The sequence below is a fragment of the Streptomyces sp. VNUA24 genome (genome assembly GCF_029167005.1).
Taxonomy (GTDB): domain Bacteria; phylum Actinomycetota; class Actinomycetes; order Streptomycetales; family Streptomycetaceae; genus Streptomyces; species Streptomyces scabiei.
Map to the genome: position 1 here is coordinate 7,636,376 of NZ_CP119143.1, position 21,178 is coordinate 7,657,553.

The window sequence follows — 21,178 nt, forward strand, 5'->3', positions numbered from 1 at the left end:
CGCCTGTCGGTTCCGGTGGTCGTCATGAGTCCCAGATCGCGCCGTACGCGGGGATCCCGCGCCGTTCGAGACCGTGCACCACCTGCCAGGTCAGCTTCTTGTTGGAGATGCAGATGACCGCCTCGGCGCCGAAGTCCCGGTACGCGGTGTACGCGAGCCGCACCATGTCCGGCTTGCCGTGCTGCGAGGTGTCCCAGACCAGCGCGTTCGGCTGGACGGCGAGGATCTCGTCGACCAGCTCGTCGCCGTAGGTCCTGCGGGGGTCACGCGTCGCCCACACCAGCCGGGAGGGCACCTCGGCGGCCAGCAGGTGCGGCAGACAGGGACCGATGCCGCTGCCGGTGGCCACGTAGATCACCTTGCTGAACAGGGTCTCGATGTTGGCGACCCCGGCCGTGGTGATGCCCTTGACCCAGACCTTCGCCGGCGCGTCGTCGATGAACGAGCCGGTCCAGTCGCCCGCGCGGGAGATGGTGAGCCGGAAGCCCGGTTCGCCGGGTGAGGGCACGTTGGCGAAGGAGTGCCACTCGGTGAGCGGGCTGCGGCTGATGGCGGTGGAGGAGCCCGCGAAGGGGGTCACGCCGTGGTCGAAGCGGGCCAGCGCGACGTGCGGGGAGGGCCTCTCGATCCGTACGTCCACCTTGCGCAGCCGCAGCCAGGGCAGGGCGACGCTGAAGGTGACCACGGCCAGCACCCCGAGGGCGACCGGCCCCTGCCCGCCCAGCAGCGTGTGCGTCCAGAACAGGGCGAGGGCGCTCCAGCCGCCGAAGCGGTGGATCTTCTCGAAGCGGTCGTGGAAGCGGGAACGGAACGGCGGCAGGGCGGTGGCGACGATGACGGCGAGCAGGGCGACCAGGGTCCAGCTCACGGCGATGAGGGCCGGGTCGGCGCCGTCGACGGTCGACGCGACCGCCCCGGCGAGGAACCAGGCCGCTCCGGCCAGCGCCCCGCCCACGTGCAGTCCGCCGAAGTGGTAGACCTTCCCGAGCGTCCACCGCGCCTTCAGCGGCCAGCTCGTCGGAGCCCAGGTCGCCAGCCGGAAGAAGAGGTTGACGACGTACTGCTGCCGGACCACCACCGCGAGCGCGAGGTTCGCGAGGGACGCGTGGCCGACGGTCCCGGCGTCCGGCGCCCAACTGGCCGCCAGCAGAAGGATATTGGCAAGGATCACCAGGGCCGCGAGGCGGTTGTAGTGCATCAGGCGGGGGTGCTTGAGCAGGCGGCGGGGCGCGGACGTGAGCGGCGGGAGTTCGGCGAGGGCCGAGGGCGGTACGGGCGTGGCGCCCCCCGCCTCTGCGGACGGCATCCCGGCGGAAACGGCTCCGGCGGACGAACCCCCGGCCGACGAGGTCTCGACGGACGACGTCATCGGGCCGCCCCCTCTCGCACCGCCGGCACCGGCAGCAGGGGTGCCCCCTCGTCCGGGACCGGCACCGCCCGCGCGGCCTTCTCCCGTTGCTCCGCCAGCCGCAGCAGCGCCGCCCGGTCGACCTTGCCCCGGTCCGTCTCCGGCAGCGCGGCCAGCGGGAGGACCGTGGCCGGCACGCAGTAGTACGGCAGGGCGTCGGCCACCGCGCGCCGTGCCGTGTCCGGGTCGACGTCGGCCGGGCAGACGAAGGAGACCAGACTGCGGGCGTCCCGTTTCAGGGTGACGGCGCGGGAGCAGCCCGCCACCGACTCCAGCACCGAGGAGACGGAGTCGAGTTCCACGCGGAAGCCGCGGACCTTGACCTGGTCGTCGGTACGGCCCAGGTGTTCGAGTTCGCCGTCCGGTGTCCAGCGGCCCAGGTCGCGGGTGCGGAACATGCGGTGTCCGCCGCCGAGGAAGGGGTCGGGGGCGTACCGCTCCGCGTTCAGCGCCTCGTTGTCCAGATAGCCGGCCGAGACGCAGTCGCCCCCGGCCCACATCTCGCCGACCTCCCCGATGGGCAGCGCACGCCGGTGCTCGTCGAGGACGTACACCGTGTTGTTGGGGGTGGGGCGGCCGATCGTGAGCAGCGGGTCCTCCACGCGGTGCCGGCGCATCGTGTTGACGATCGTCGTCTCCGTGGGCCCGCAGGAGTTGTGGAAGGCGGACCGCCCGGCCCAGGCGTCCGCGAGCGGGCGCGGGCACGGCTCGCCCGCGACGGCCACCGTCCGCACCCGGGGGCAGTCCGCCGGGTCGATTCCGGACAGCACCGTCGGCGTCGCGATCAGCACGTCCGCCGTACGGGCCGCCGCCGCGACGTCCTTGCCGCGGATCACGAGCGTGCCGCCGTGGGCGAGACAGCCGAGGATCTCCCAGGCGGCCATGTCGAAGGCGATGTTGAGGAGCTGGGCGACCCGGTCACCGGGACGGATGCCCAGGTCGCCGGGCGCGGTGAGGAGGATGTTCGCGACGTTGCGGTGGGTGACCTTCACCCCGTTGGGCTTGCCGGTCGTGCCCGAGGTGAACAGGACGTAGCACCCGTCGTCGCCGCGTACGGGCCGCTCCGGGCGGACCGGCACCGGCGCGGGTGGGCCCGCGAGATCGTCGTCGAGCGTGATCAGCCGGTGTCCGGTGCCGGGCAGGGGCACCCGCGGCGTGTGCTCCGACTGGGTCAGGACGACCCGGGTTCCGGCGGTGCGGATGACGTGCCGCAGCTGGGCGGTGGGGGTGAGGCCGATGTCCTGCGGGACGTAGGCGGCGCCCGCCTTCAGCGTGCCGAGCAGCCCGACGAGCATGGGGACGGACCTGCGGACGAAGAGGCCGACGTGGTCGCCGGGCCGTACGCCCTCCCGCAGGAGCACGGCCGCGAGGCGGGTGGCACGGCGGTCCAGTTCGCCGTACGTGATCGTCGTGCCCTGGTGCTCGGCGGCCACCGTGTGCGGTGCGGCGGTGGCCCACCGTTCGAAGGCGTGGTGGACGAGGGGGTCGGGGACGGGGATGTCAGGGCCTTGGCCGAACTGCCAGAACAGGGCCCTGTCATGAGGGGACAGATGGCTCAGGGGCATGCTTCACAGACCTCCTGGCTGTGTGGGGAGAAGATGCCTCGGGCTACTGAACGCTGACGTGCCTCGAAAGGTGCATGGGTCGAGCGCCGTGCGGAGGTGCGGGGCGACATCACCGGTGTGCGGTGGCGCCTCAAACAGCTTCAACGTTCAATGTGCTCTGCGTCACTGTGAAAACCAGTCACATGACTGGACTCGCGGCACAGCGGCCGCTTCCCTCCGTGCAGGCGCCCGCAGCCACATGCGCTGCCGCGCGTCACGGGACGTGGGCGCGAGGTCCGGTGCGTTGTCGGGTGCGGGTGAGTGGGGGCTGGTCGCGCAGTTCCCCGCGCCCCTGAAAAGCAGGGGCTGCGCCCCGTGCTTTTCAGGCCCGCAGGGCCTGGGTCTTCAGGGGCGCGGGGAACTGCGCGACAAGCCCCCACCGGACCCGCACCCGACAACGCACCCCCCGAACCCCGGTCGCTCAAGGGCCGCTTAAGACGCCCTCGGCACGCTCGGTGCGGCCACCGGCAGTGGTGGTGGGTCCGTGTCCGGGATGGGGCGCGGACCCGCGTCGGTGCTCCCGGGACACCGCGGGCGCCGAGCGACGGGCGATTCAGTGAATGGAGACACCATGGCCACGGTTGTGAACACCGCCGTGGGCGAGCGGACCGGACCGCTGGACCGGCTGCGCGCCCTCCACGCCGAAGGACGCCTCGCCGACGCGTACGACGAGGTGCCCGGTCTGCTGTCCGAACTGGCCGCGGCGGGGGACCCCGCCGGGCCCCCGGCCCCGGACCTGGCGCGCGCCGGGCAGTTGCTGTCCCGGCTGGACCGCGACGAGGTGCTGCGCGAACACCCCGGCACCGAGACGATCACCGTCGCGGTCACCGGCGGCTCCACCCTCAACGGGCTCACGGCCCCGCTCACCGCCGAACTCGCCCGTCACGGCCTGCTGTCGAAGCTGCACGAGGGCGACTACGACTCCTGGCGCCGCGATCTCCACAACACCGCCAGCGAGATGTACGACGCCGATCTGGCGCTGTGCGTGCTCGACGCCGAGATCGTCTTCGGCGAACTGCCGCACCCCTGGCTGGTGGAGGACGTCCAGCGCGTCACCGCCGGGAAGCTCAACCTGATCAGCTCGCTGGTGGAGCGCTATGTCACGCGCGGCGGCGGCACCCTGGTGCTCAACACCGTGCCCCTGCTCCGGGGCCATCTGCGCCGGCTCGTCGACGCCCGCTCCCGGGCCCGGCTCGGGGTGATCTGGCGCGAGTTCAACGCCGGACTGCTGCGGCTGGCCGTCGTGCACGAGCGCGTCCACGTCGTGGACCTCGATCCGCTGGCCGCCTCCTGCGGCCCGGTCAACGAGCCCCGGCTCGCCGCCTACGCCAAGGTGCAGTTCGGCGAGGAAGTCCTCGCCTGCTACGCCCGGGATGTCGGCCACCTGGCCCGCGTGCTGCGCGGACGTACCAAGAAGGTGCTGGTGGTCGACCTGGACAACACCCTGTGGGACGGCATCCTCGGCGACGACGGCCCGGACGGCATCGCCGCCGCCACCACCTACCGGGGCGAGGCGTTCGGCCGGTTCCAGAAGGCCGTCGGACAGCTCGGCGCGCAGGGCGTCCTGCTCGCGGTGTGCTCCAAGAACGACATCGAGCCGGTCCGCGCCGTGCTGCGCGAACACCCCGACATGGCCCTGCGGGAGACCGACTTCGTGCAGGTCACCGCCAACTGGGAGCCCAAGGACCGGAATCTGCTGGAGATCGCCCAGCGGCTCAACCTCGGCGTGGACAGCTTCGTCTTCGTGGACGACTCGCCGTTCGAGTGCGGCCTGGTCTCCCGCAGCCTGCCCGGCGTCGCCGTGGTCCGGCTCGACGAGGAACCCGCCCTGCACATCGAACGGCTGCTCGCCGACGGCTGGTTCGACGTACGGGAGCTGACGGCCGAGGACCGGGCCCGGTCCACGCAGTACCGCACCGAGGTGGCCCGCCAGGACCTCCTGGAGGGCGCGGACTCCATGGAGGACTACCTCGCGGAACTGGGCGTCGAGGTCACCCTCTCGCCCCCGCGGGACCACGAGATCCCCCGGGTCTCGCAGGTGACGCTGCGCACCAACCAGTTCAACCTCACCACCGAGCGGCTCCAGCAGGCCGATGTGCGGGCCCTCCACGAGTCCTCCGACGGGCTGGTGCTGGCGATCCGCTCCGCGGACCGGTTCGGGGACAACGGGCTGGTCGGAGCGGTCCTGGTCAGCGGCGCCGGCGCGGCCGGCACGGACGCCGGGGACGACGGGGCGGCCGGCTGGCACATCGACAACATGCTGCTGAGCTGCCGGGTGTTCGCCCGCGGTATCGAACAGGCGTGCCTGGCCGCCGTGCTGCACGAGGCGCGGGCCCGGGGGGCGGCCGCCGTGTACGCCCGCTACCGTCCGACGGCCAAGAACCACCGGGTGCGCGGTCTGTACCCGTCCATGGGCTTCGCCGAGACGGGCGAGGACGCCGACGGCACCGTGTCGTTCCGCCACGACCTGACCGAGGAACACCTGCCGACGCCGCCGGCGCACGTCCGTCTGAGCACGGACTTCACCCGGCGCTCGTCCTGAGGCGGCCGAAGTGGCCGTCTCGCCCGGCATGGGGTGGTGGTCCGTGCGTCCTGCGGCGCGGCGGATCAGGAAGGGCGTCGTCACGTTCTTCGTGGACGGGTTCGGCGCCCTGGCCGTCATCTTCGGCATGGTGCCGCCGGCGTCCGTGGAGCAGGCCAAGCAGTGGTGGCTCGACGACACCGGCGCCGGGGGACCGGGCGGCGCGAGCCCGTCCCCGCTCGACGAGCCACCGCCCGCGCATCCCGAACGCCTGGTCCCCGACGTGCCGCTCTCCCCGCGTGAACGGGAGCTGTGGGCGCAGTTGTGGGGGCACGGCCGGGTGGAGGATGGCCCCGGCCGGCGGGAGTGACGCCGGCCGCAAGAGGGGCTTTAGAGACGGACCCGACGATCGGCACGACGGGTCCGGCGGACAGTCGGTTCGACCGGGCCGACCGAGGTCAACGCGATACGAGTCGCTTCGAGGCGAGGGGAAAGACGGTGGCGGAATTCGGTTCATTCGCGGAGGTCGTGCTGACGCGGTCGGACGAACGGGGTGACACGGACGCGTTCGTGTTCCTCGCGGACGGCGTGCGGGGCAAGGTGCCGGAGCGACTGCCGTACCGGAACCTGGACCGTGCGGCCAAGGACATCGCGTCCTGGCTGCAGGAACGGGGACTGGCGGGGCGTCAGGTCCTGCTGCTGTACCCCTCGGGCCTGGACTTCGTGAAGGCGTTCACGGGCTGCCTCTACGCCGGGGCCGTCGCGGTGCCCGCGCCGCTGCCCTCCGAGCAGGGCCAGCACTTCCGCCGCGTGTCCGGCATCGTCCGCGACGCCCGGGTCGGGGCCGTGCTGACCCTCGCCGAGCACGCCCCGGAGGTGGAGGCGTGGCTCGCGGCCGAGGGCTTCTCGGACGTGGTCTGCCTGCCCACCGACCAGGGCCCCGTCGGTGACGCGGCCGCCTGGCGGGACCCGGCGCTCACCCCGGACCACCTGGCGTTCCTGCAGTACACCTCCGGCTCCACCAGCGCCCCCAAGGGCGTGATGGTCTCCCACGGCAACCTGCTCGCCAACGAGGCGGCCATCGCCCGCTCCACCGGCAACACCCCCGACACGATGATCGGCGGCTGGCTGCCCTTCTACCACGACATGGGCCTGATCGGGCACATCCTCCAGCCGCTGTGGCTGGGCACCACGAGTGTGCTCATCCCGCCGGTTTCCTTCCTGCGCAAGCCCGCCCGCTGGCTGGAACTGGTCAGCGAGTACGGCGTGAACGCCAGCGGCGGCCCCAACTTCGCCTACGACCTGTGCGTGCGCCGGGTCACCGACGCGCAGCTGGAGGGCCTGGACCTGTCGACGTGGCGGACCGCCTGCAACGGCGCCGAGCCCGTCCGGGCCGAGACCCTGAGGGCGTTCACCGAGCGCTTCGGCCCCTACGGGTTCCGGCCCGAGACCATGTTCCCCTGCTACGGCATGGCCGAGACCACCCTGCTGGTCACCGGCACCCCCAAGACCCGCGGCGCGCTGCTGCGCGAGGTCGACGCGGCCGGACTGGAGCAGGGCACGCTGACCGGCCCGTACCTGGGCGCCGCGACCCGGACGCTGGTCAGCAGCGGTGTCGCGCTGGCCGAGGACTTCGAGGTGCGGATCGTCGACCCCGAGACGCTCGCCGAGCGGCCCGAGGGCCGGGTCGGGGAGATCTGGGTGCGCGGCGCCAGTGTGGCCTCCGGCTACTGGGAGCGGCCCGAGGTGAACGCCGAGATCTTCGGCGCCCGGATCGCCGGCCAGGAGGAGCTGGGCGCCTGGCTGCGCACCGGCGACATGGGCGTCATGGGGAGCGGCGGCGAACTGTTCGTGACGGGCCGTCTGAAGGAGATGGTCCTGATCAACGGCCGCAACATCTACCCGTACGACGTGGAGAGCGCCGTGCGCGGCCTGGATCCCGCGATCGGCGCGGGGGCCGTCTTCGCCGTCGACTCCGGCGGCCAGGAGCACCTGGTGGTGATCCACGAGATCCGGGCCGCCGCCGCGGCCGCGGACCTGAAGGACGTGGCCACCCAGATCCAGCGGCACATCGGCATGGAGTTCGCCGTCCCGGCGGGCAACGTGCTGCTGGTCCGCCCGGGCACCGTGCGCCGGACCACCAGCGGCAAGATCCAGCGGACGCTGATGCGCAAGCTGTTCCTCCAGGGAACGGTCACCGCGCTGCACTCGGTGCTGGACCCGTCGGTGCGCACGCTCGTCGAGGGAGACGCGGGCGGCGTGCACGGCGCCCCGGCCGCCGATCCGGCCATGACACCGGTGGGCTGAGCCATGGAGCATCCTCCCTACCGCGTCGCACAGGAGCTGGAGTCGCTGCTCGGCGACCCCGAGGACCCCGCCACACCCTTCTCCCACGCCCGCAGCCTGGAGCTGGACGAGAACGAGGAGTTCCCGGCCGACCTCTGCCGGCTGCTGGAGGGCTGGGGGCTGCAGGAGTTCTACATCCCCGCCGAGCACGGCGGCAGGCTCACCGACTACGAGACCGTCATGCAGGTCATGCGGGTGGTGGCCCGCCGCGACCTGACCGTCGCCGTCGGCCACGGCAAGACCTACCTCGGCGGGGTCTGCGTCTGGATCTCCGGCACCCCCGAGCAGGCCCGCGGCCTCGCCGCCGACATCCGGGCCGGGGTGCCGGTCTCGCTGGCCCTCACCGAGCGCGCCCACGGCAGCGACCTGCTCGCCGGGGACGTGCGCGGCGAGAGCGACGACGCGGGCGGCTGGCGCATCAGCGGCGAGAAGTGGCTGATCAACAACGCCACCCGGGGCAGCCTCCTGTCCGTCCTCACCCGCACCTCCGAGGACGGCGGGCCGCGCGGCTTCACCGTGCTGCTCGTCGACAAGCGGCGGCTGGCCGAGGGTGACGACTACCGCTGCGTGGACAAGATCCGCACCCACGGCATCCGGGGCGCCGACATCAGCGGCATCGCCTTCGACGGCGCCCCGGTGCCGGCGGACGCGGCGGTCGGCGGCGAGGGCGGCGGCGTCGAGACCGTGCTCAAGGCGCTCCAGCTCACCCGCACCATGTGCGCCTCCCTGTCGCTGGGCGCCGCCGACCACGCGCTGACCATCGCCCTGGACTTCGCCGAGCGGCGCGAGCTGTTCGGACGACGGCTGATCGACCTGCCGCAGGCACGGCACGTGCTCGCCTCGGCCGCGGCGGACGTCCTGGCCGGGGAGGCACTGGCCACGGTCGCCGCCCGCTCCGTGCACACCGTCCCCGACGAGCTGAGCGTGGCCGCCGCGGTCACCAAGTACCTGGTGCCCACCGGGACCGAGGGCGTGATCGTCGAACTGACCCGGCTGCTCGGCGCCCGCGCCTTCCTCAAGGACGTCCACGCCCGGGGCATGTTCCAGAAGGTCGACCGCGACCACCGCATCGTCGGCCTCTTCGACGGCAACACCCTGGTCAACCTCAACTCCCTGGTCAACCAGTTCCGTTCGCTGTCCCGGGGCTGGCTGCGCGGCGGCGGCGACACCGAGGGCGCCGTCCGTGCCTTCGACCTGTCCACCCCGTTGCCCCCGCTGGACCCGTCGCGGCTGTCCCTGGTGGCCCGGCGCGGCAGCGGCGTCATGGCCACGCTGCCGGCGTCGGTGGCGGCCCTGCGCGCCGAGGCCGGCCGGCGGCCGGAACTCAAGGGCGCGCTGGGCGCGGCCGAGCGGCTGCTCGCGGTGACCGGCCGGGTCCACGAGGAGATGGACGCGTACCGCGCCGTCGTCTCCGACGTCCCGCCCGCCGCCTTCGACGTGGCGCGCCACTACAGCCTGTGCCTGGCCGGCGCCGCCTGCCTCGGGCTGTGGACCCACAACCAGGGGACGGCGCGGGCCGGGCGCACCGGGGAGCTGTGGCGCGACGGGGTGTGGCTGTGGCCCGTCCTCGACCGGCTGCTGGTGAAGCTGGGCGAACCGGACGCCGGGGACCCCGACGCCTACCCGCCGCTGCTGGAGCGGCTGCGGGCCGCACGGGAGGCGGGCGAGCTGTTCTCCCTGATTCCGTTCTCGCTGGGCGGGAGCGCCGGGCGGCCCACCGGGGCGTCCGACGAGGCCGCCCAGCCCGCCCACGCATCCGGCGGCGACGGCGGTCCGCCGGCCGCCGTACCGCAAGGACAGACCGACACCCGGGCCGCCGTCGGCGGCACCCGGACACCCGAGGGGACGTCATGCTGAGTGATCCCGCGGTCCAGGGGCTGCACGGCAAGGCAGCCCCGACCGGTACCGCCGCTGCCACCGACCCGGCCACGCACCAGGCGCGCGAGAGCGCGGTCCGGGCCAGGATCGCCGACCTGGAGAACCGTTTCGGGGACCCCCAGGACCCCGCCAACCCGCTGGGCGCAGCCGGGCTGCTCGCCGCCGACGAGGCCGGGGAACTGCCCGCCGCGGGCGAGCGGCTCCTCGACGACGTCGTCCTCAACGCCGAGTTCGTGCCCACCGACCTCGGTGGGCGCCTCGACCGCCTCGACACGCTCGTCCGCGTGATGCGTCAGGTGTTCCGGCGCGACGTGGCGCTCGGCCTCGGCTACGGCATCACGTCGTTCATGGCCGCCGTCAACGTGTGGACGGCCGGCAACGAGGAGCAGCGCCGCCGGACGGCGGAGCTGCTGCTGGGCGGCTCCAAGGTCTCCGTCGCCTACCACGAGCTGCCGCACGGCAACGACTTCGTCCGCAACGAGTTCCGGGCCGACCCCGTGCCCGGCGCCTTCCGCCTCAACGGCCGCAAGGAGGTCATCAACAACGCGGACCGGGCCGCCGCCTACGCCCTGTTCAGCCGCACCGACGACAGCCCGGGCAGCCGCAGCCACTCGGTGCTGCTGGTCGAACGCGACCAGCTCGACGCGGACCGCTTCAAGGTCCTGCCCCGCTACCACGCCGTCGGCGTGCGCGGCTGCCGGCTGTCCGGCCTGGACTTCACCGACTGCCCGGTGCCCGACAGCACCCTCCTCGGCGCCCGCGGCCAGGGCGTGGAACTGGCGCTGCGCTCCTTCCAGATCACCCGCAGCGCCATCCCCAGCATGGCCGTCGGCGCCCTCGACACCAGCCTGCGCACGGTGGTGCGGTTCGCCCTCGGGCGCCAGCTCTACCGGCGGTCGGTGATGGAGATCCCGCACGCCTCCTCCACCCTCACCGGCGCCTTCCTCGACCTGCTGATCTGCGACAGCATGGCGACGGTCGGCACCCGGGCGGTGCATCTGCTGCCCGACGAGACCAGCGTCTACGCGGCGGCCGTGAAGTACCTGGTGCCCAAGATGCTCACCGACACCATGTACGACCTGTCGATCGTGCTCGGGGCGCGGTTCTACGTCCGCGAGGGCGAGTTCGGCCTCTTCCAGAAGCACGTGCGCGACCTGCCGGTGCTCAGCCTCGGCCACGCGGGCTCCGCGGCCTGCCAGGCCACGATCATCCCGCAGCTCTCCCGGCTGGCCCGGCGCGCCTGGTTCTCCGGCGACGAGGCCCCGCAGAGCCTGTTCCGGCCGCGGGAGGGGCTGCCCGGCATCCCCTTCGAGAGCCTCGCCCTCGCCAGCGGCCGGGACAGCCTGAGCGCCTCGCTGGTCGCCGCCGCCGACGGTCTGCCGAGCGGCTCCCCCGAGGAACTCGCGGTCCAGGCACTCGTCATGCGGATGCTGGACCAGCTGCGCCAGCTCCAGGAGGACAGCCTGAACCTCTCCCCGCAGGACCGCACCGCCCTCGCCAGCCCCGCCAGCTTCGCGCTCGCCGACCGCTACGCGGTGTTCCTCGCGGCCGCCTCCGTCCTCGGCGTCTGGCGCGGGGCCCAGGGCGGTGACGATCCCTTCCTGGCCGACCCGGCCTGGGTGGCCGCCGCACTGCACCGGCTCGCACGCCGGCTCGGGCAGCGCCCGGCCGACCTGCCGCCCGGGTGCGAGGGCCGGGTGCACGAGGAAGTGCTCCGACGCTTCCACGAACGCCGCAGCTACGACCTCTACGACACCCCGCTGGCCGGCTGACCGCCGGCCCGCCGGACCCGACGCGCCTTCACCGAGGAGTTCTCCCATGACTGTCCCCGCGACCGACCGCACCGACAACGAGCACACCGCACACACCGTCGAGTCGCTGAGCAGCTGGCTCGCCGACCGGATCGCCCTCTACCTCAGGCGGACGCCGTCCGAGATCTCGCCCACCGTGCCGCTGGCCGAGTACGGCCTGGACTCGGTCGCGGCGCTGAGCCTGTGCGGCGACATCGAGGAGGACTTCGACCTCGTCCTCGAACCCACCGTGGCCTGGGACTACCCGACCGTCGCGGCACTGGCCGAGCACCTGGTGGAGGAACTGCGGGAGATGGAGGGTGAGAATCGATGAGGCCCGTCGCCATCGTCGGCATCGACTGCCGGTTCCCGGGGGCGCCCGACACGGCCGCCTACTGGGACATGCTGATGCGCTCCGGAGACGGAGTGGAGAAGGTGCCCCGGCAGCGCTGGGACGCCCGTGAGTTCCACTCCCGCGCCGGCGCGGAGGGACACTCCAACACCACCGAGGGCGGGTTCATCTCCGACCCGGACGCCTTCGACAACGAGTTTTTCACCGTCTCCCCGCGCGAGGCGGCCGCGATGGACCCGCAGCAGCGGCTGCTGCTCCAGTGCGCCTGGCGCGCCGTCGAGGACGCCGGGGTCGCCCCGCAGCGGCTGGCGGGCACCAACGCCGGTGTGTTCGTGGGCATCATGGGCAACGAGTGGGCGCACCTGCACATGACCGACTACGCCCAGGTCACCGCCCAGCTCGGCTCCGGCAACGGCTACTGCATGACCGCCAACCGGGTCTCCTACCACCTCGACCTCAAGGGGCCGAGCCTGGCGGTCGACACCGCCTGCTCCTCCTCCCTCGTCGCCGTCCACCTGGCCTGCAACGCCCTGCTCGCGGGGGAGTGCGACACGGCCATCGCCGCCGGCGTCAACGTGGCCCTCACCCCGGCGCTCGGCATCTTCTACACCCAGGCCGGACTGTCCGCCCCCGACGGCCGGTGCAAGCCCTTCAGCGCCGACGCCGACGGCATCGGCCGGGGCGAGGGGGTCGGCGCGGTGGTGCTGCGCCGGCTGGAGGACGCGATCGCCGACGGCCAGCCGGTGTACGCGGTGATCCGCGGCACCGCCGTCAACCAGGACGGCCGCAGCAACGGCATCACCGCCCCCAACCGCTGGTCGCAGCAGGAGGTGCTGGCCGCCGCCTACCGCCGGGCCGGTGTCGAGCCGTCCGACGTCGTCTTCACCGAGGCCCACGGCACCGGCACCGTCCTCGGCGACATGATCGAGACCAAGGCGCTCGGCCAGCTGCACGCCGGCCGCTCCGGGCGCCCGCTGGCCCTCGGCTCGGTCAAGGGCAACATCGGGCACACCGAGGGCGCCGCGGGCATCGCCGGGCTCATCAAGGTCGCCCTGTCGCTGCATCACAAGACGGTCCCCGCCAGCCGGTTCGCCGCCCGGGAGAACCCCGCGCTGAAACTCGCCAAACTGGGGATACGGCTGCTCAAGGCGCCGCTGCGGCTGCGCTCGGGCCCCGCGATCGGCGGCCTGAGCAGCTTCGGGATGGGCGGCACCAACGCCCACGCCGTGCTGGAGTCCGCGCCCCCGTACGCCGCCCGCCCCGAGGGGGCGGACCCGGAGTCCGGGAGCACCGGCCGGTCCACCGGCGCCACCGGCCTGGGCGCCGGCGTCTTCACCCTGACCGCCCCCTCGACGGCCGCCCTCCGCCGCAACCTGGTGGTCCAGGCCGAGGCACTGGAGAAGCGCAGGGTGCCGGCGGGCCCGCTGTCCTGGAGCAGCAACCGCACCAAGACGGGCCACCGCTACCGCTTCGCGGTCCCCGCCCGGGACACCGGCGAACTGGCCGCGACCCTGCGCGAGGCCGCCGGCGACGAGGACCTGCTGGCCCGGCTCGTCGGCAACACGGCGGGCAAGCCGCGGGTGGCCCTGCTGTTCACCGGCCAGGGCTCGCAGTACCCGTCCATGACCGCGCGGCTGTACCTGCAGTCGCCGCTGTACCGCCGCTTCCTCAACGAGGCCGACGAGGCGCTCGCCCCGCACGTCGGCGGCTCGGTGCGCGACCTGCTGCTCTCCGGCGACGAGGCCGTGCACCGCACCGGCTGGGCCCAGCCCGCCCTGTTCGCCGTCGAGTACGCCGTGGCGGCCAGTCTCGGCGAACTCGGGGTGCCGCAGGCGCTGTTGCTCGGCCACAGCGTCGGCGAGTACGCGGCCGCCGTACTGGCCGAGGTGTTCCCGCTGGAGCAGGCCGCCCGGCTGATCGCCGCCCGGGGCGCCCTGATGGAGCAACTGCCCGAGGGCGGCGGCATGCTCAGCGTACGGGCGCCGCTCGCGGAGCTGACCGAACTGGTCGACTCGGAACCCCTGGTCGGGATCGGCGCGGTCAACGGCCCCCGGGCCACCGTCCTGTCCGGGGACCTGGCGGCCCTGGGCCGGATCGACGAGGAGCTGACCCGACGGGGTGTCAGGACCCGGCGCCTGGAGGTCTCGCACGCCTTCCACTCGCCGCTGATGGACCCGATGCTCGACCGGTTCGCCGCGCTCGCGGACGAGACCGGCGGCGGCGTGCCCAAGCTCCCGGTGTACTCCACCGTGCGCGGGCGGCTGCTGGAGGCCGAGCCGATGGACGCCAAGTACTGGACCGAGCACATCAGCGCCCCCGTCCTGTTCGGCGACGCGATGAGCCGGCTGCTGGAGGCGGGACCCACCCACCTGGTGGAGACCGGCCCCCGCCCGGTCCTCAGCGGCATGGCACGCTCCCTGCGCTCCGCCGCCGGGGCCGGGGTGCACACCGTGGCCCCCGTGTCCGGCGAGGAGGCCGACGGCCGCACCTTCGCCGAGGCGGTGGCCGAACTCTTCCGCAGCGGGCTCGACCCCCGCTGGGACGCCGTCTACCCGCAGGAGGAGCGGCAGCCGCAGCGGCTCGCGCCCTACGCCTTCTCCGACGCGCACCGGTTCTGGGCCCGCACCCCCGTACGGGCCGTCCCGGCGGCGGACCTCAGCGTCGTACCCGACCGCGTGGACACCGCGCCGCACCAGCGGGAGCAGCAGTCGGCGCCCGGACACGGCGCCGTGCTCACCGCCGTGCTGCCCGCCGCCCCGGAGGACGCGGCGACGGACCCGGTGGCCCGCGCCGTCGTCGAGGCCGTCGCGGAGGTCGGCGGCTACGCCACGGACGAGGTCTCACGGCAGTCCCTGCTCTACGAGGACCTGGGCTTCGACTCGGTGATGATCATGGAGCTCAAGGACCGGCTCCAGGAACGGCTGGAGGGGCTGGAGACGATCAGCGTGCAGGACCTGCTGCCCCGGCTGTCCTCGGTCGGTGACCTCGTCGACTACCTCCAGGATCGCGCCGGTTCGGCCGTCGCGTAGGCAACCCGTGGTCACGGCAGGGGCGTCGCCCCGTGACGGACTCCAAGGAAGGACCGCTCGTATGCAGTCGGAACACCCACCCCAGCACGGCTCCGCCCCTTCCGGGCCGGTCTCCTACCTCGCCTCGGTCGGCACGGCCCTGCCGGGCGACCCGGTCGACAACGCGGCGCTGGCCCGGACGCTCGGCGTCAACGAAGAGTGGATCGACGTGTTCATCGGCACCCGGACCCGGCACTTCGCCCGGGACCTGGAGACCGGCGAGGTGCGCTGGTCCCTCGCCGACCTGTGCGCCCGGGCCGCCGAGCAGGCGCTCGCCGCCTCCGGACTCGCCCCGCACGAGATCGACTTCGTGGTCATGGGCACCGCGACCCCCGACCACCTCATGCCCGCCACCGTCAACCACGTCGCCGACCAGCTCGGCCTCGACCAACTCCCCACCTACCAGCTCCAGTCGGGCTGCGCCGGCGCCGTCCAGGCCCTGCAGCTGGGCCACACCCTGGTCACCGGCGGGGGACACGCGGCGGGCCTGGTGATCGGCGGCGACGTCTGCAGCAAGCACCTCGACCTGAACCGGGACCTGTCCGCGGCCGCGCCCAGCGACCTCGTCAACTACGTCCTCTTCGGCGACGGAGCCGGCGCCGCCGTCATCACCTCGGAGCCGCGCGGCCAGCGCCTGGCCCTCAGCGGTGTGCTGAACCGGTTCACCGGCCTCGGCCGGGAACCCGGCCAGGTCATCGACTGGTTCGGGCTCGCCGACCGGCACGAGGACCGGCAGGCGGTGCGGGAGGACTACAAGGCCATCGAGGAGTCCGTGCCCGTCATGGCCGTGGAGATCCTCTGGGAGCTGCTGGAGGACCGCGACTGGACCCCCGAACAGGTCGACTTCCTGCTGCCGCCGCAGCTGTCCGGCCGTATGACACGGCGGATCGCCGAGGAACTCGGCCTGCCCGGCGCCGTCGAGGTGTCCTGCGTCGCGGACACCGGCAACAACGGCAACGCCCTGCCCTTCCTCCAGCTGGAGGCCCTGCTGGGGAAGATCGGCGTGGGGCAGCGCGCGCTGGCGGTCGCCGTCGAGTCCAGCAAGTGGATCAAGTCCGGTTTCGCCCTCGAAAAGATCTGACCGTCCGCACACACCCGCCCCGGAGGACCGTACGCAATGCACACCATCGACGATTTCGTCCGCCTCGTCAGGGACGAGCTCGGCATGCCGCTGGAGGAGTACCAGATCTCCGCCGACCTGGACCAGCTGCCCGAGTGGGACTCGCTGTACCTGCTGAAACTGGTCACCGCCCTGGAACAGGCCGCCGGCCGCTCGCTGCCGGTGGGCCGGCTGCTGGAGGCCCGCAGCCTCGGCGAGATCTACCAGCTGGCGGCGCGGCCATGACCGGTTCCGGGGCCGGCGGCACTCCGCCGGCCCCCGCCCGGGCCCACCCCGAGCGCCGGCGCCGGCACACCCTGTACTTCCTGGAGCACGCCGCCCGGCAGCGGCCCGTCCACCTCGACACCGACCTCGACATGACCCGGATCGAGGCCCACCGGGCGGCGGCCAGGGCCGCCGGCCGGCGCTACTCGGTCGTCACCTATCTGCTGCACGCCACCGGCCGGGTGCTGCACCGGCACCCGGAGGCCAACGCGGCCCTCGCCCCGCCCCGGCTGTTCGGGCTGCGCGGCCCCCGGACCCTGCGGTTCCCGGAGGTCACCGCCAAGCTGGCCCTCGACCGCACCGTGGACGGGGAACGGACCGTGCTCTCCGCACTGCTGCCCGCCCTGGAACGCGCGGACCTGGACGAGATCCAGGGGCGCGTCGACCGCTACCGCGGACCCGGCACCGAACAGCTGCCCGAGTTCCGCGGTGTCCGCATGCTCGGGCGGCTGCCGGTGCCGCTCGGCCGGCTGGCCTTCGCCGCAGCGACGCGCGACCCGGCCCGGCGGCCGGGCGTCTTCGGCACCGTGGCGGTCAGCTCCCTGGGCCACCGGCCCGTCGACGGCTTCCACTCCAGCGGGGGCACCGCCGTCACGCTGTGCGCGGGCCGCGTCGTCGACCGGCCGGTCGTCAGGGACGGGCGCCTCGCGATCGCCCCGGTGATGCGGCTCGGACTCACCTTCGACCACCGGATCATCGACGGCGGAGCCGCCGCCGACGTACTCGGTGATCTCAAGCAGGAAATGGAGGGCTTCGATGACGGCGCGGAGGACGACGGCACCCAGCCCATCGCTCGGGGAGCCGGTGCGGATCTCCGGTCGTGACGGAGCCTGGGACCAGGTTCGCGCGGACCTGGAGAAGCACGAGGTCGCGGTGTTGCACGCCCGGCTCGCCGACTGGCGGCCGGACCGGGCGGGCGGCCCGCGGCTGCGCGCCCTGCTGGGCCGCGACTGGGACCGGTACCTGGAGATGACGCACCCGGACGTGCGCACGAGGTTCGCCGCTTCCCGGGTGCTGCTGAAGTTCGCCGCCGCCGTGGCGCTGCGGGTGCCCCCGCAGGCCGTCGAACTCGGGTACGGCCCCACCGGCCGGCCCTATCTGCGCGGCTACGACGCGGTGGACATCAGCCTCAGCCACACCGACGACCTGCTGCTCATCGGGCTCGCCACCAAAGGGCTGATCGGGGTCGACGCCGAGCGGGCGGACCGTCCGCTCTACACGCGCGGGCTGCACCGGCACGTCTGCACACCGCACGAACTCACCGTCCTGGAGCGGCTTCCCGCAGCGCGGCGGGGAGCCGCGCTGGTGCGCATGTGGACGCTCAAGGAGGCGTACAGCAAGGCGATCGGGCAGGGACTGCGGTTCCGCTTCACCGACTTCGGCTTCAGCGGCGACGGCCGGCCCGCGCGGGTCCTGGCCCCGGACGGGGCACCGGGCACCGGCGTCGAGTGGCAGTTCCGCACCTTCTCGGTGGACGGCGGCTTCGTCGTCAGCGTCGCGGTGAGCGACGCCGGCTTCGGCGGCACCCGGGACACCGACGCGCGCACCATGCTCGACCCGCGGGTGGTCGCGGCGGTGGCCGAGGCCCTGGGCGACGACGCGGACGGCGACGACGCGGACGGGGGAGAGGACACGGCTCTGGACTGGTGACAGGCCGCCGGCGGCGCGCCGGGGCGAGGAGGACACCTTCCCGCCCCGGCGCGCCGCCGTGCGCCCGGGCGGCCGCCTGCGCGGGCCGGAGAGCGCTTAGCGCGGCGCAACCCGTGCGCCAGTCCGGCTTAAGGGACGGCGGCCAGCATCTTCCCCGGGCGGGCCGCCCGGCCGGGGGACGTCCCCCGCTCCCGGCCGGGAGGCCCGCCCGCCGTACGACCGGACAGCCCCGCCCGCCGCCGGTACGACCAGGAAGGCCACCGAGCCCTCCGGCCGCATCCCCCGGGCATCGGCCCCGCACCCCGGAGGAGACGGAGAACAGCGATGGACCATCTCGCAGAGCTCAAGGAGTTCGCGCGGCTGCACGCCCGCGGCCAGGGCATCGGCGACCGCCAGGTGGCGGCCGTACTGCCGAGGATCACCAACGACGAGCCGGGGCACCCCGCCTCCTGGGCCCGCGTGTGGACCGGCGAGGCCGACCGGCTGGCCTTCGCCGGCCGCCCGCTCGACGCCTGCCGGCACTACGCCCTCGCCCGTTTCCCGTACCACGGCGACGACGTCCGCCGCCGGGCCCAGGACAACTGCGTACGGACCTTCGACGACTGGCGTCGCCGGCGGGGCGTCGAGCGCCTGGTCCTCGACCACCCGGACGGCACGGTGGTCTGCTGGGCGAGCGGACTCGACGCCCGGCGCCGGCGGCCGCTGCTCGTGGTCATGGGCGGCATCGTCAGCGTCAAGGAGCAGTGGGCGCCGCTGCTGCCCCGGCTCGCCCGGCTGGGGTACGCGGCCGTGGTCACCGAGATGCCCGGCGTCGGGGAGAACACCCTGCGCTACCACGCGGACTCCTGGCGGCTGCTGCCCTTCCTGATGGACCGGCTGGCCGGACGTGCCGCCGTGACCCGCACCTCCGTCCTCGGCCTCAGCTTCAGCGGCCACCTCGCGCTGCGCGCCGCGGCCGCGGACCCGCGCATCCGCTCCGTCCACACCGTCGGCGCCCCCGTCGCCGGGTTCTTCACCGACCCCGACTGGTGGCCCCGGGTGCCGGGCATCACCGTCGCCACCCTGCGCCGGCTCACCGGGGCGGCCTCCGAGGCCGAACTGCGGGCGCTGCTCGCGGACTTCCCGCTCGGCCCGGACGTCCTCGGCGCGGTCGACATCCCGGTCGGGTACGTGGTCAGCGCCCGGGACGAGATCATCCCGCCCACCGAGCACCGGCTCCTCGCCTCCGCGCTGCCCCGCGTGCGCCTCAAGGAGTTCGACGACGTCCACGGCTCCCCGGCGCACCTGGGCGCCCTGCGCAAGTGGCTGATCACCTCACTGCTCCGGGCCCGCGTCACGACCCGCGACCGCCGGGCCACGCCGGACCGCAGGCCGCCCACGCGCGCGAACGGCACCGGAGCGGGGGGCCCGGCGCACGGGTCCGACGCGCCCGCGCGACCCGGCACCGCCGCGGGCGCCCCGTTCGCCGCGAGCGCCACGGGTACGACGAGTCCGGCAGCTCCCGGGCCCTCCGGCTACGCCGACGCCGTACCCCGGCAGCCACAACCGACTCCCGCGGAGTGAACGTCCCGCATCGGTCCGCCGGTTGCCGCCGGGCGAGTGTCCGGTGTCCGGCCCGTCGGCTCCTGCCGGCCGGGCGTCCCGCCTCGGTCCGCCGGCTCCTCCGGGGTGAACGTCCCGCGTTCGCCCGCCGGCCATGGCCGCGTGCGTCTCCTGCCGGTTCCGGCGAGCCGGCGGCGCGGCGGGCGGCCTCCGGTGGACCCGGGGCCCGGCCCGTGGCCCCCTCGGCCGTACGCCGCAACGCCCAGCGGCAGCGCTCCCGCGTTCTTTCCTCGCACGCCTATCCAGAGGTGGCAGTCATGTCCTCCGTGCACACCCTCCGCGCTCCCTCCCCGCAGGCCCAGGTGTTCGCTCCGTGGCGGACGCGTACCCCCGGCCAGGCGCAGCCCTGGCGCTCCCTGATGTCGCTCGGCCTCGATCCCGACCCCGATCCCGAGAGCGTCCCCGGCGCCCAGGCACCGGACGCACCGGGCGTCGTCGAGTCCGCACCCGTTCCACGCCGCCCCGTCCGTGACCGTCACCCGATTCCGCAGGAGGCCTGAACCGTGGCCGACGCCCCCTTCACCGCCCGCTCGCCCTTCCGGCCCAGCCACCAGCCGGGCCGCCCCAAACCCCGTGCGGTGGGCCGCAACGAGGTCCGGGTCCGCACCCGCCACCTGCACGGCTACCGCTTCGCCTACCGGATGGCCGGCAAGGGCGAGTCCGCCGTGGTGCTCATCCACGGCATCGGCGACTCCTCCGCGACCTGGGCCGACATCATCCCGGGCCTGGCCGCCCGCCACCGGGTCGTCGCTCCCGACCTGCTCGGCCACGGGGCGTCGGCCAAACCCCGCGGCGACTACTCGCCCGGGGCGTACGCCAACGGACTGCGGGACCTGCTCAGTGCCCTCGGCATCGAGCGCGCCACCCTCGTCGGGCACTCGCTCGGCGGCGCGGTGGCCGCCCAGTTCGCCTACCAGTTCCCGGAGCGCACCGAGCGGCTGGTCCTGGTCGGCAGCGGAGGCATCGGACGCCAGGTCTCCCCGCTGCTGCGGGCCGCCACCCTGCCCGGCGCCGAGCTGCTGCTCTCGGCCCTGCACCTGCCCACGGTGCGCTGGCAGCTGCAGATGATCGTCAAGATCATGAAGACGCTGGACACCGGCCTGGGCGTCGACGCGCCGGACCTGCTGAGGGTGGTAGACGCCCTGCCGGACGCGAGTTCGCGCAGCGCCTTCGTACGGACCCTGCGGGCCGTCGTCGACTGGCGGGGACAGGTCGGCACCCTGCTCGACCGCTGCTATCTGACCCAGGGCATGCCGACCATGCTGCTGTGGGGCGGCCGGGACATGGTGGTCCCGGCCCTGCACGCCGGTCTCGGCCATGTCTCCATGCCCGGCAGCCGGCTGGAGATCTTCGAGGAGGCGGGACACTTCCCGTTCCACACGGACCCGGAGCGCTTCCTCGGCGTGCTCCACGACTTCATCGCGCGCACCGAGCCCGCCCGGTTCAGCGCCGAGGAGTGGCGGCAGCTGCTGCGCACCCGCCGAGCCCGTCACCGCGGCGCCCTCCCCCTCCAGGGGCGGGCCACCGGATGACGGCGGGCCGCGCGGTGACCGGAGAGGTTCACCGCGCGGCCCG

At 73.9% G+C, this 21,178-nt stretch carries 16 protein-coding genes; 14 read left to right on the forward strand and 2 right to left on the reverse strand.

Annotated elements, in window-relative coordinates:
• Window positions 1-22: 22 nt before the first annotated feature.
• A complete protein-coding gene (locus PYR72_RS32770) occupies window positions 23-1,369 on the reverse strand; it encodes a hypothetical protein (protein WP_275458631.1) in 1,347 nt (448 codons plus the stop codon).
• The gene (locus PYR72_RS32775) at window positions 1,366-2,973 is read right to left on the reverse strand and encodes an amino acid adenylation domain-containing protein (protein ID WP_275458632.1); all 1,608 of its coding nucleotides are present in this window, start codon (window positions 2,971-2,973) and stop codon (window positions 1,366-1,368) included. The genes PYR72_RS32770 and PYR72_RS32775 overlap by 4 nt, the downstream gene beginning before the upstream one ends.
• A 610-nt stretch (window positions 2,974-3,583) precedes the next feature.
• Between PYR72_RS32775 and PYR72_RS32780 the strand changes: the two genes are divergently transcribed.
• From PYR72_RS32780 to PYR72_RS32845, 14 genes are all read left to right on the forward strand, one after another.
• On the forward strand, window positions 3,584-5,554 hold the full coding sequence (locus PYR72_RS32780) for an HAD-IIIC family phosphatase (RefSeq protein ID WP_275458633.1): 1,971 nt from the start codon (window positions 3,584-3,586) through the stop codon (window positions 5,552-5,554).
• A gap of 10 nt (window positions 5,555-5,564) precedes the next feature.
• Complete coding sequence (locus PYR72_RS32785) at window positions 5,565-5,903, forward strand: DUF6059 family protein (protein ID WP_275458634.1); 339 nt, start codon at window positions 5,565-5,567, stop codon at window positions 5,901-5,903.
• 128 nt (window positions 5,904-6,031) lie between these two features.
• Window positions 6,032-7,840 (forward strand): fatty acyl-AMP ligase, encoded by a 1,809-nt coding sequence (locus tag PYR72_RS32790; protein WP_275458635.1) that lies wholly within the window; start codon window positions 6,032-6,034, stop codon window positions 7,838-7,840.
• 3 nt (window positions 7,841-7,843) lie between these two features.
• The gene (locus PYR72_RS32795) at window positions 7,844-9,736 is read left to right on the forward strand and encodes an acyl-CoA dehydrogenase family protein (protein WP_275458636.1); all 1,893 of its coding nucleotides are present in this window, start codon (window positions 7,844-7,846) and stop codon (window positions 9,734-9,736) included.
• The gene (locus tag PYR72_RS32800) at window positions 9,730-11,529 is read left to right on the forward strand and encodes an acyl-CoA dehydrogenase family protein (protein WP_275458637.1); all 1,800 of its coding nucleotides are present in this window, start codon (window positions 9,730-9,732) and stop codon (window positions 11,527-11,529) included. Before PYR72_RS32795 ends, PYR72_RS32800 begins: the two co-directional genes overlap by 7 nt.
• Before the next feature lie 46 nt (window positions 11,530-11,575).
• Complete coding sequence (locus PYR72_RS32805; RefSeq protein ID WP_275458638.1) at window positions 11,576-11,881, forward strand: acyl carrier protein; 306 nt, start codon at window positions 11,576-11,578, stop codon at window positions 11,879-11,881.
• The gene (locus PYR72_RS32810) at window positions 11,878-14,928 is read left to right on the forward strand and encodes a beta-ketoacyl synthase N-terminal-like domain-containing protein (RefSeq protein WP_275458639.1); all 3,051 of its coding nucleotides are present in this window, start codon (window positions 11,878-11,880) and stop codon (window positions 14,926-14,928) included. Before PYR72_RS32805 ends, PYR72_RS32810 begins: the two co-directional genes overlap by 4 nt.
• A 61-nt stretch (window positions 14,929-14,989) precedes the next feature.
• Complete coding sequence (locus PYR72_RS32815) at window positions 14,990-16,048, forward strand: 3-oxoacyl-ACP synthase III family protein (RefSeq protein WP_275458640.1); 1,059 nt, start codon at window positions 14,990-14,992, stop codon at window positions 16,046-16,048.
• A 36-nt stretch (window positions 16,049-16,084) separates the two neighbouring features.
• Window positions 16,085-16,312 (forward strand): acyl carrier protein, encoded by a 228-nt coding sequence (locus PYR72_RS32820; protein ID WP_013003872.1) that lies wholly within the window; start codon window positions 16,085-16,087, stop codon window positions 16,310-16,312.
• Window positions 16,309-17,175 carry a 2-oxo acid dehydrogenase subunit E2 gene (locus PYR72_RS32825; RefSeq protein ID WP_275458641.1) on the forward strand — a complete coding sequence of 289 codons (867 nt, stop codon included), beginning with the start codon at window positions 16,309-16,311 and terminating at the stop codon, window positions 17,173-17,175. The genes PYR72_RS32820 and PYR72_RS32825 overlap by 4 nt, the downstream gene beginning before the upstream one ends.
• Window positions 17,156-18,001, forward strand: coding sequence for a 4'-phosphopantetheinyl transferase superfamily protein (locus PYR72_RS32830; protein WP_275460585.1), 846 nt, complete (start codon window positions 17,156-17,158; stop codon window positions 17,999-18,001). Before PYR72_RS32825 ends, PYR72_RS32830 begins: the two co-directional genes overlap by 20 nt.
• 324 nt (window positions 18,002-18,325) lie before the next feature.
• Entirely contained in the window at window positions 18,326-19,564 is a 1,239-nt protein-coding gene (locus PYR72_RS32835) for an alpha/beta hydrolase (protein WP_275458642.1), read from the forward strand.
• A gap of 296 nt (window positions 19,565-19,860) precedes the next feature.
• Window positions 19,861-20,103 (forward strand): hypothetical protein, encoded by a 243-nt coding sequence (locus tag PYR72_RS32840; RefSeq protein ID WP_275458643.1) that lies wholly within the window; start codon window positions 19,861-19,863, stop codon window positions 20,101-20,103.
• A gap of 3 nt (window positions 20,104-20,106) precedes the next feature.
• A complete protein-coding gene (locus tag PYR72_RS32845) occupies window positions 20,107-21,135 on the forward strand; it encodes an alpha/beta hydrolase (RefSeq protein ID WP_275458644.1) in 1,029 nt (342 codons plus the stop codon).
• Window positions 21,136-21,178 lie beyond the last annotated feature (43 nt).

Bases quoted from the DNA above. Each gene is read 5' to 3' on its own strand.
- PYR72_RS32835 (WP_275458642.1), top strand. From the start codon at position 18,326: ATGGACCATCTCGCAGAGCTCAAGGAGTTCGCGCGGCTGCACGCCCGC.
- PYR72_RS32820 (WP_013003872.1), top strand. From the start codon at position 16,085: ATGCACACCATCGACGATTTCGTCCGCCTCGTCAGGGACGAGCTCGGC.
- PYR72_RS32825 (WP_275458641.1), top strand. From the start codon at position 16,309: ATGACCGGTTCCGGGGCCGGCGGCACTCCGCCGGCCCCCGCCCGGGCC.
- PYR72_RS32800 (WP_275458637.1), top strand. From the start codon at position 9,730: ATGCTGAGTGATCCCGCGGTCCAGGGGCTGCACGGCAAGGCAGCCCCG.
- PYR72_RS32780 (WP_275458633.1), top strand. From the start codon at position 3,584: ATGGCCACGGTTGTGAACACCGCCGTGGGCGAGCGGACCGGACCGCTG.
- PYR72_RS32840 (WP_275458643.1), top strand. From the start codon at position 19,861: ATGTCCTCCGTGCACACCCTCCGCGCTCCCTCCCCGCAGGCCCAGGTG.
- PYR72_RS32770 (WP_275458631.1), bottom strand. From the start codon at position 1,369: ATGACGTCGTCCGTCGAGACCTCGTCGGCCGGGGGTTCGTCCGCCGGA.
- PYR72_RS32775 (WP_275458632.1), bottom strand. From the start codon at position 2,973: ATGCCCCTGAGCCATCTGTCCCCTCATGACAGGGCCCTGTTCTGGCAG.
- PYR72_RS32810 (WP_275458639.1), top strand. From the start codon at position 11,878: ATGAGGCCCGTCGCCATCGTCGGCATCGACTGCCGGTTCCCGGGGGCG.
- PYR72_RS32815 (WP_275458640.1), top strand. From the start codon at position 14,990: ATGCAGTCGGAACACCCACCCCAGCACGGCTCCGCCCCTTCCGGGCCG.
- PYR72_RS32805 (WP_275458638.1), top strand. From the start codon at position 11,576: ATGACTGTCCCCGCGACCGACCGCACCGACAACGAGCACACCGCACAC.
- PYR72_RS32795 (WP_275458636.1), top strand. From the start codon at position 7,844: ATGGAGCATCCTCCCTACCGCGTCGCACAGGAGCTGGAGTCGCTGCTC.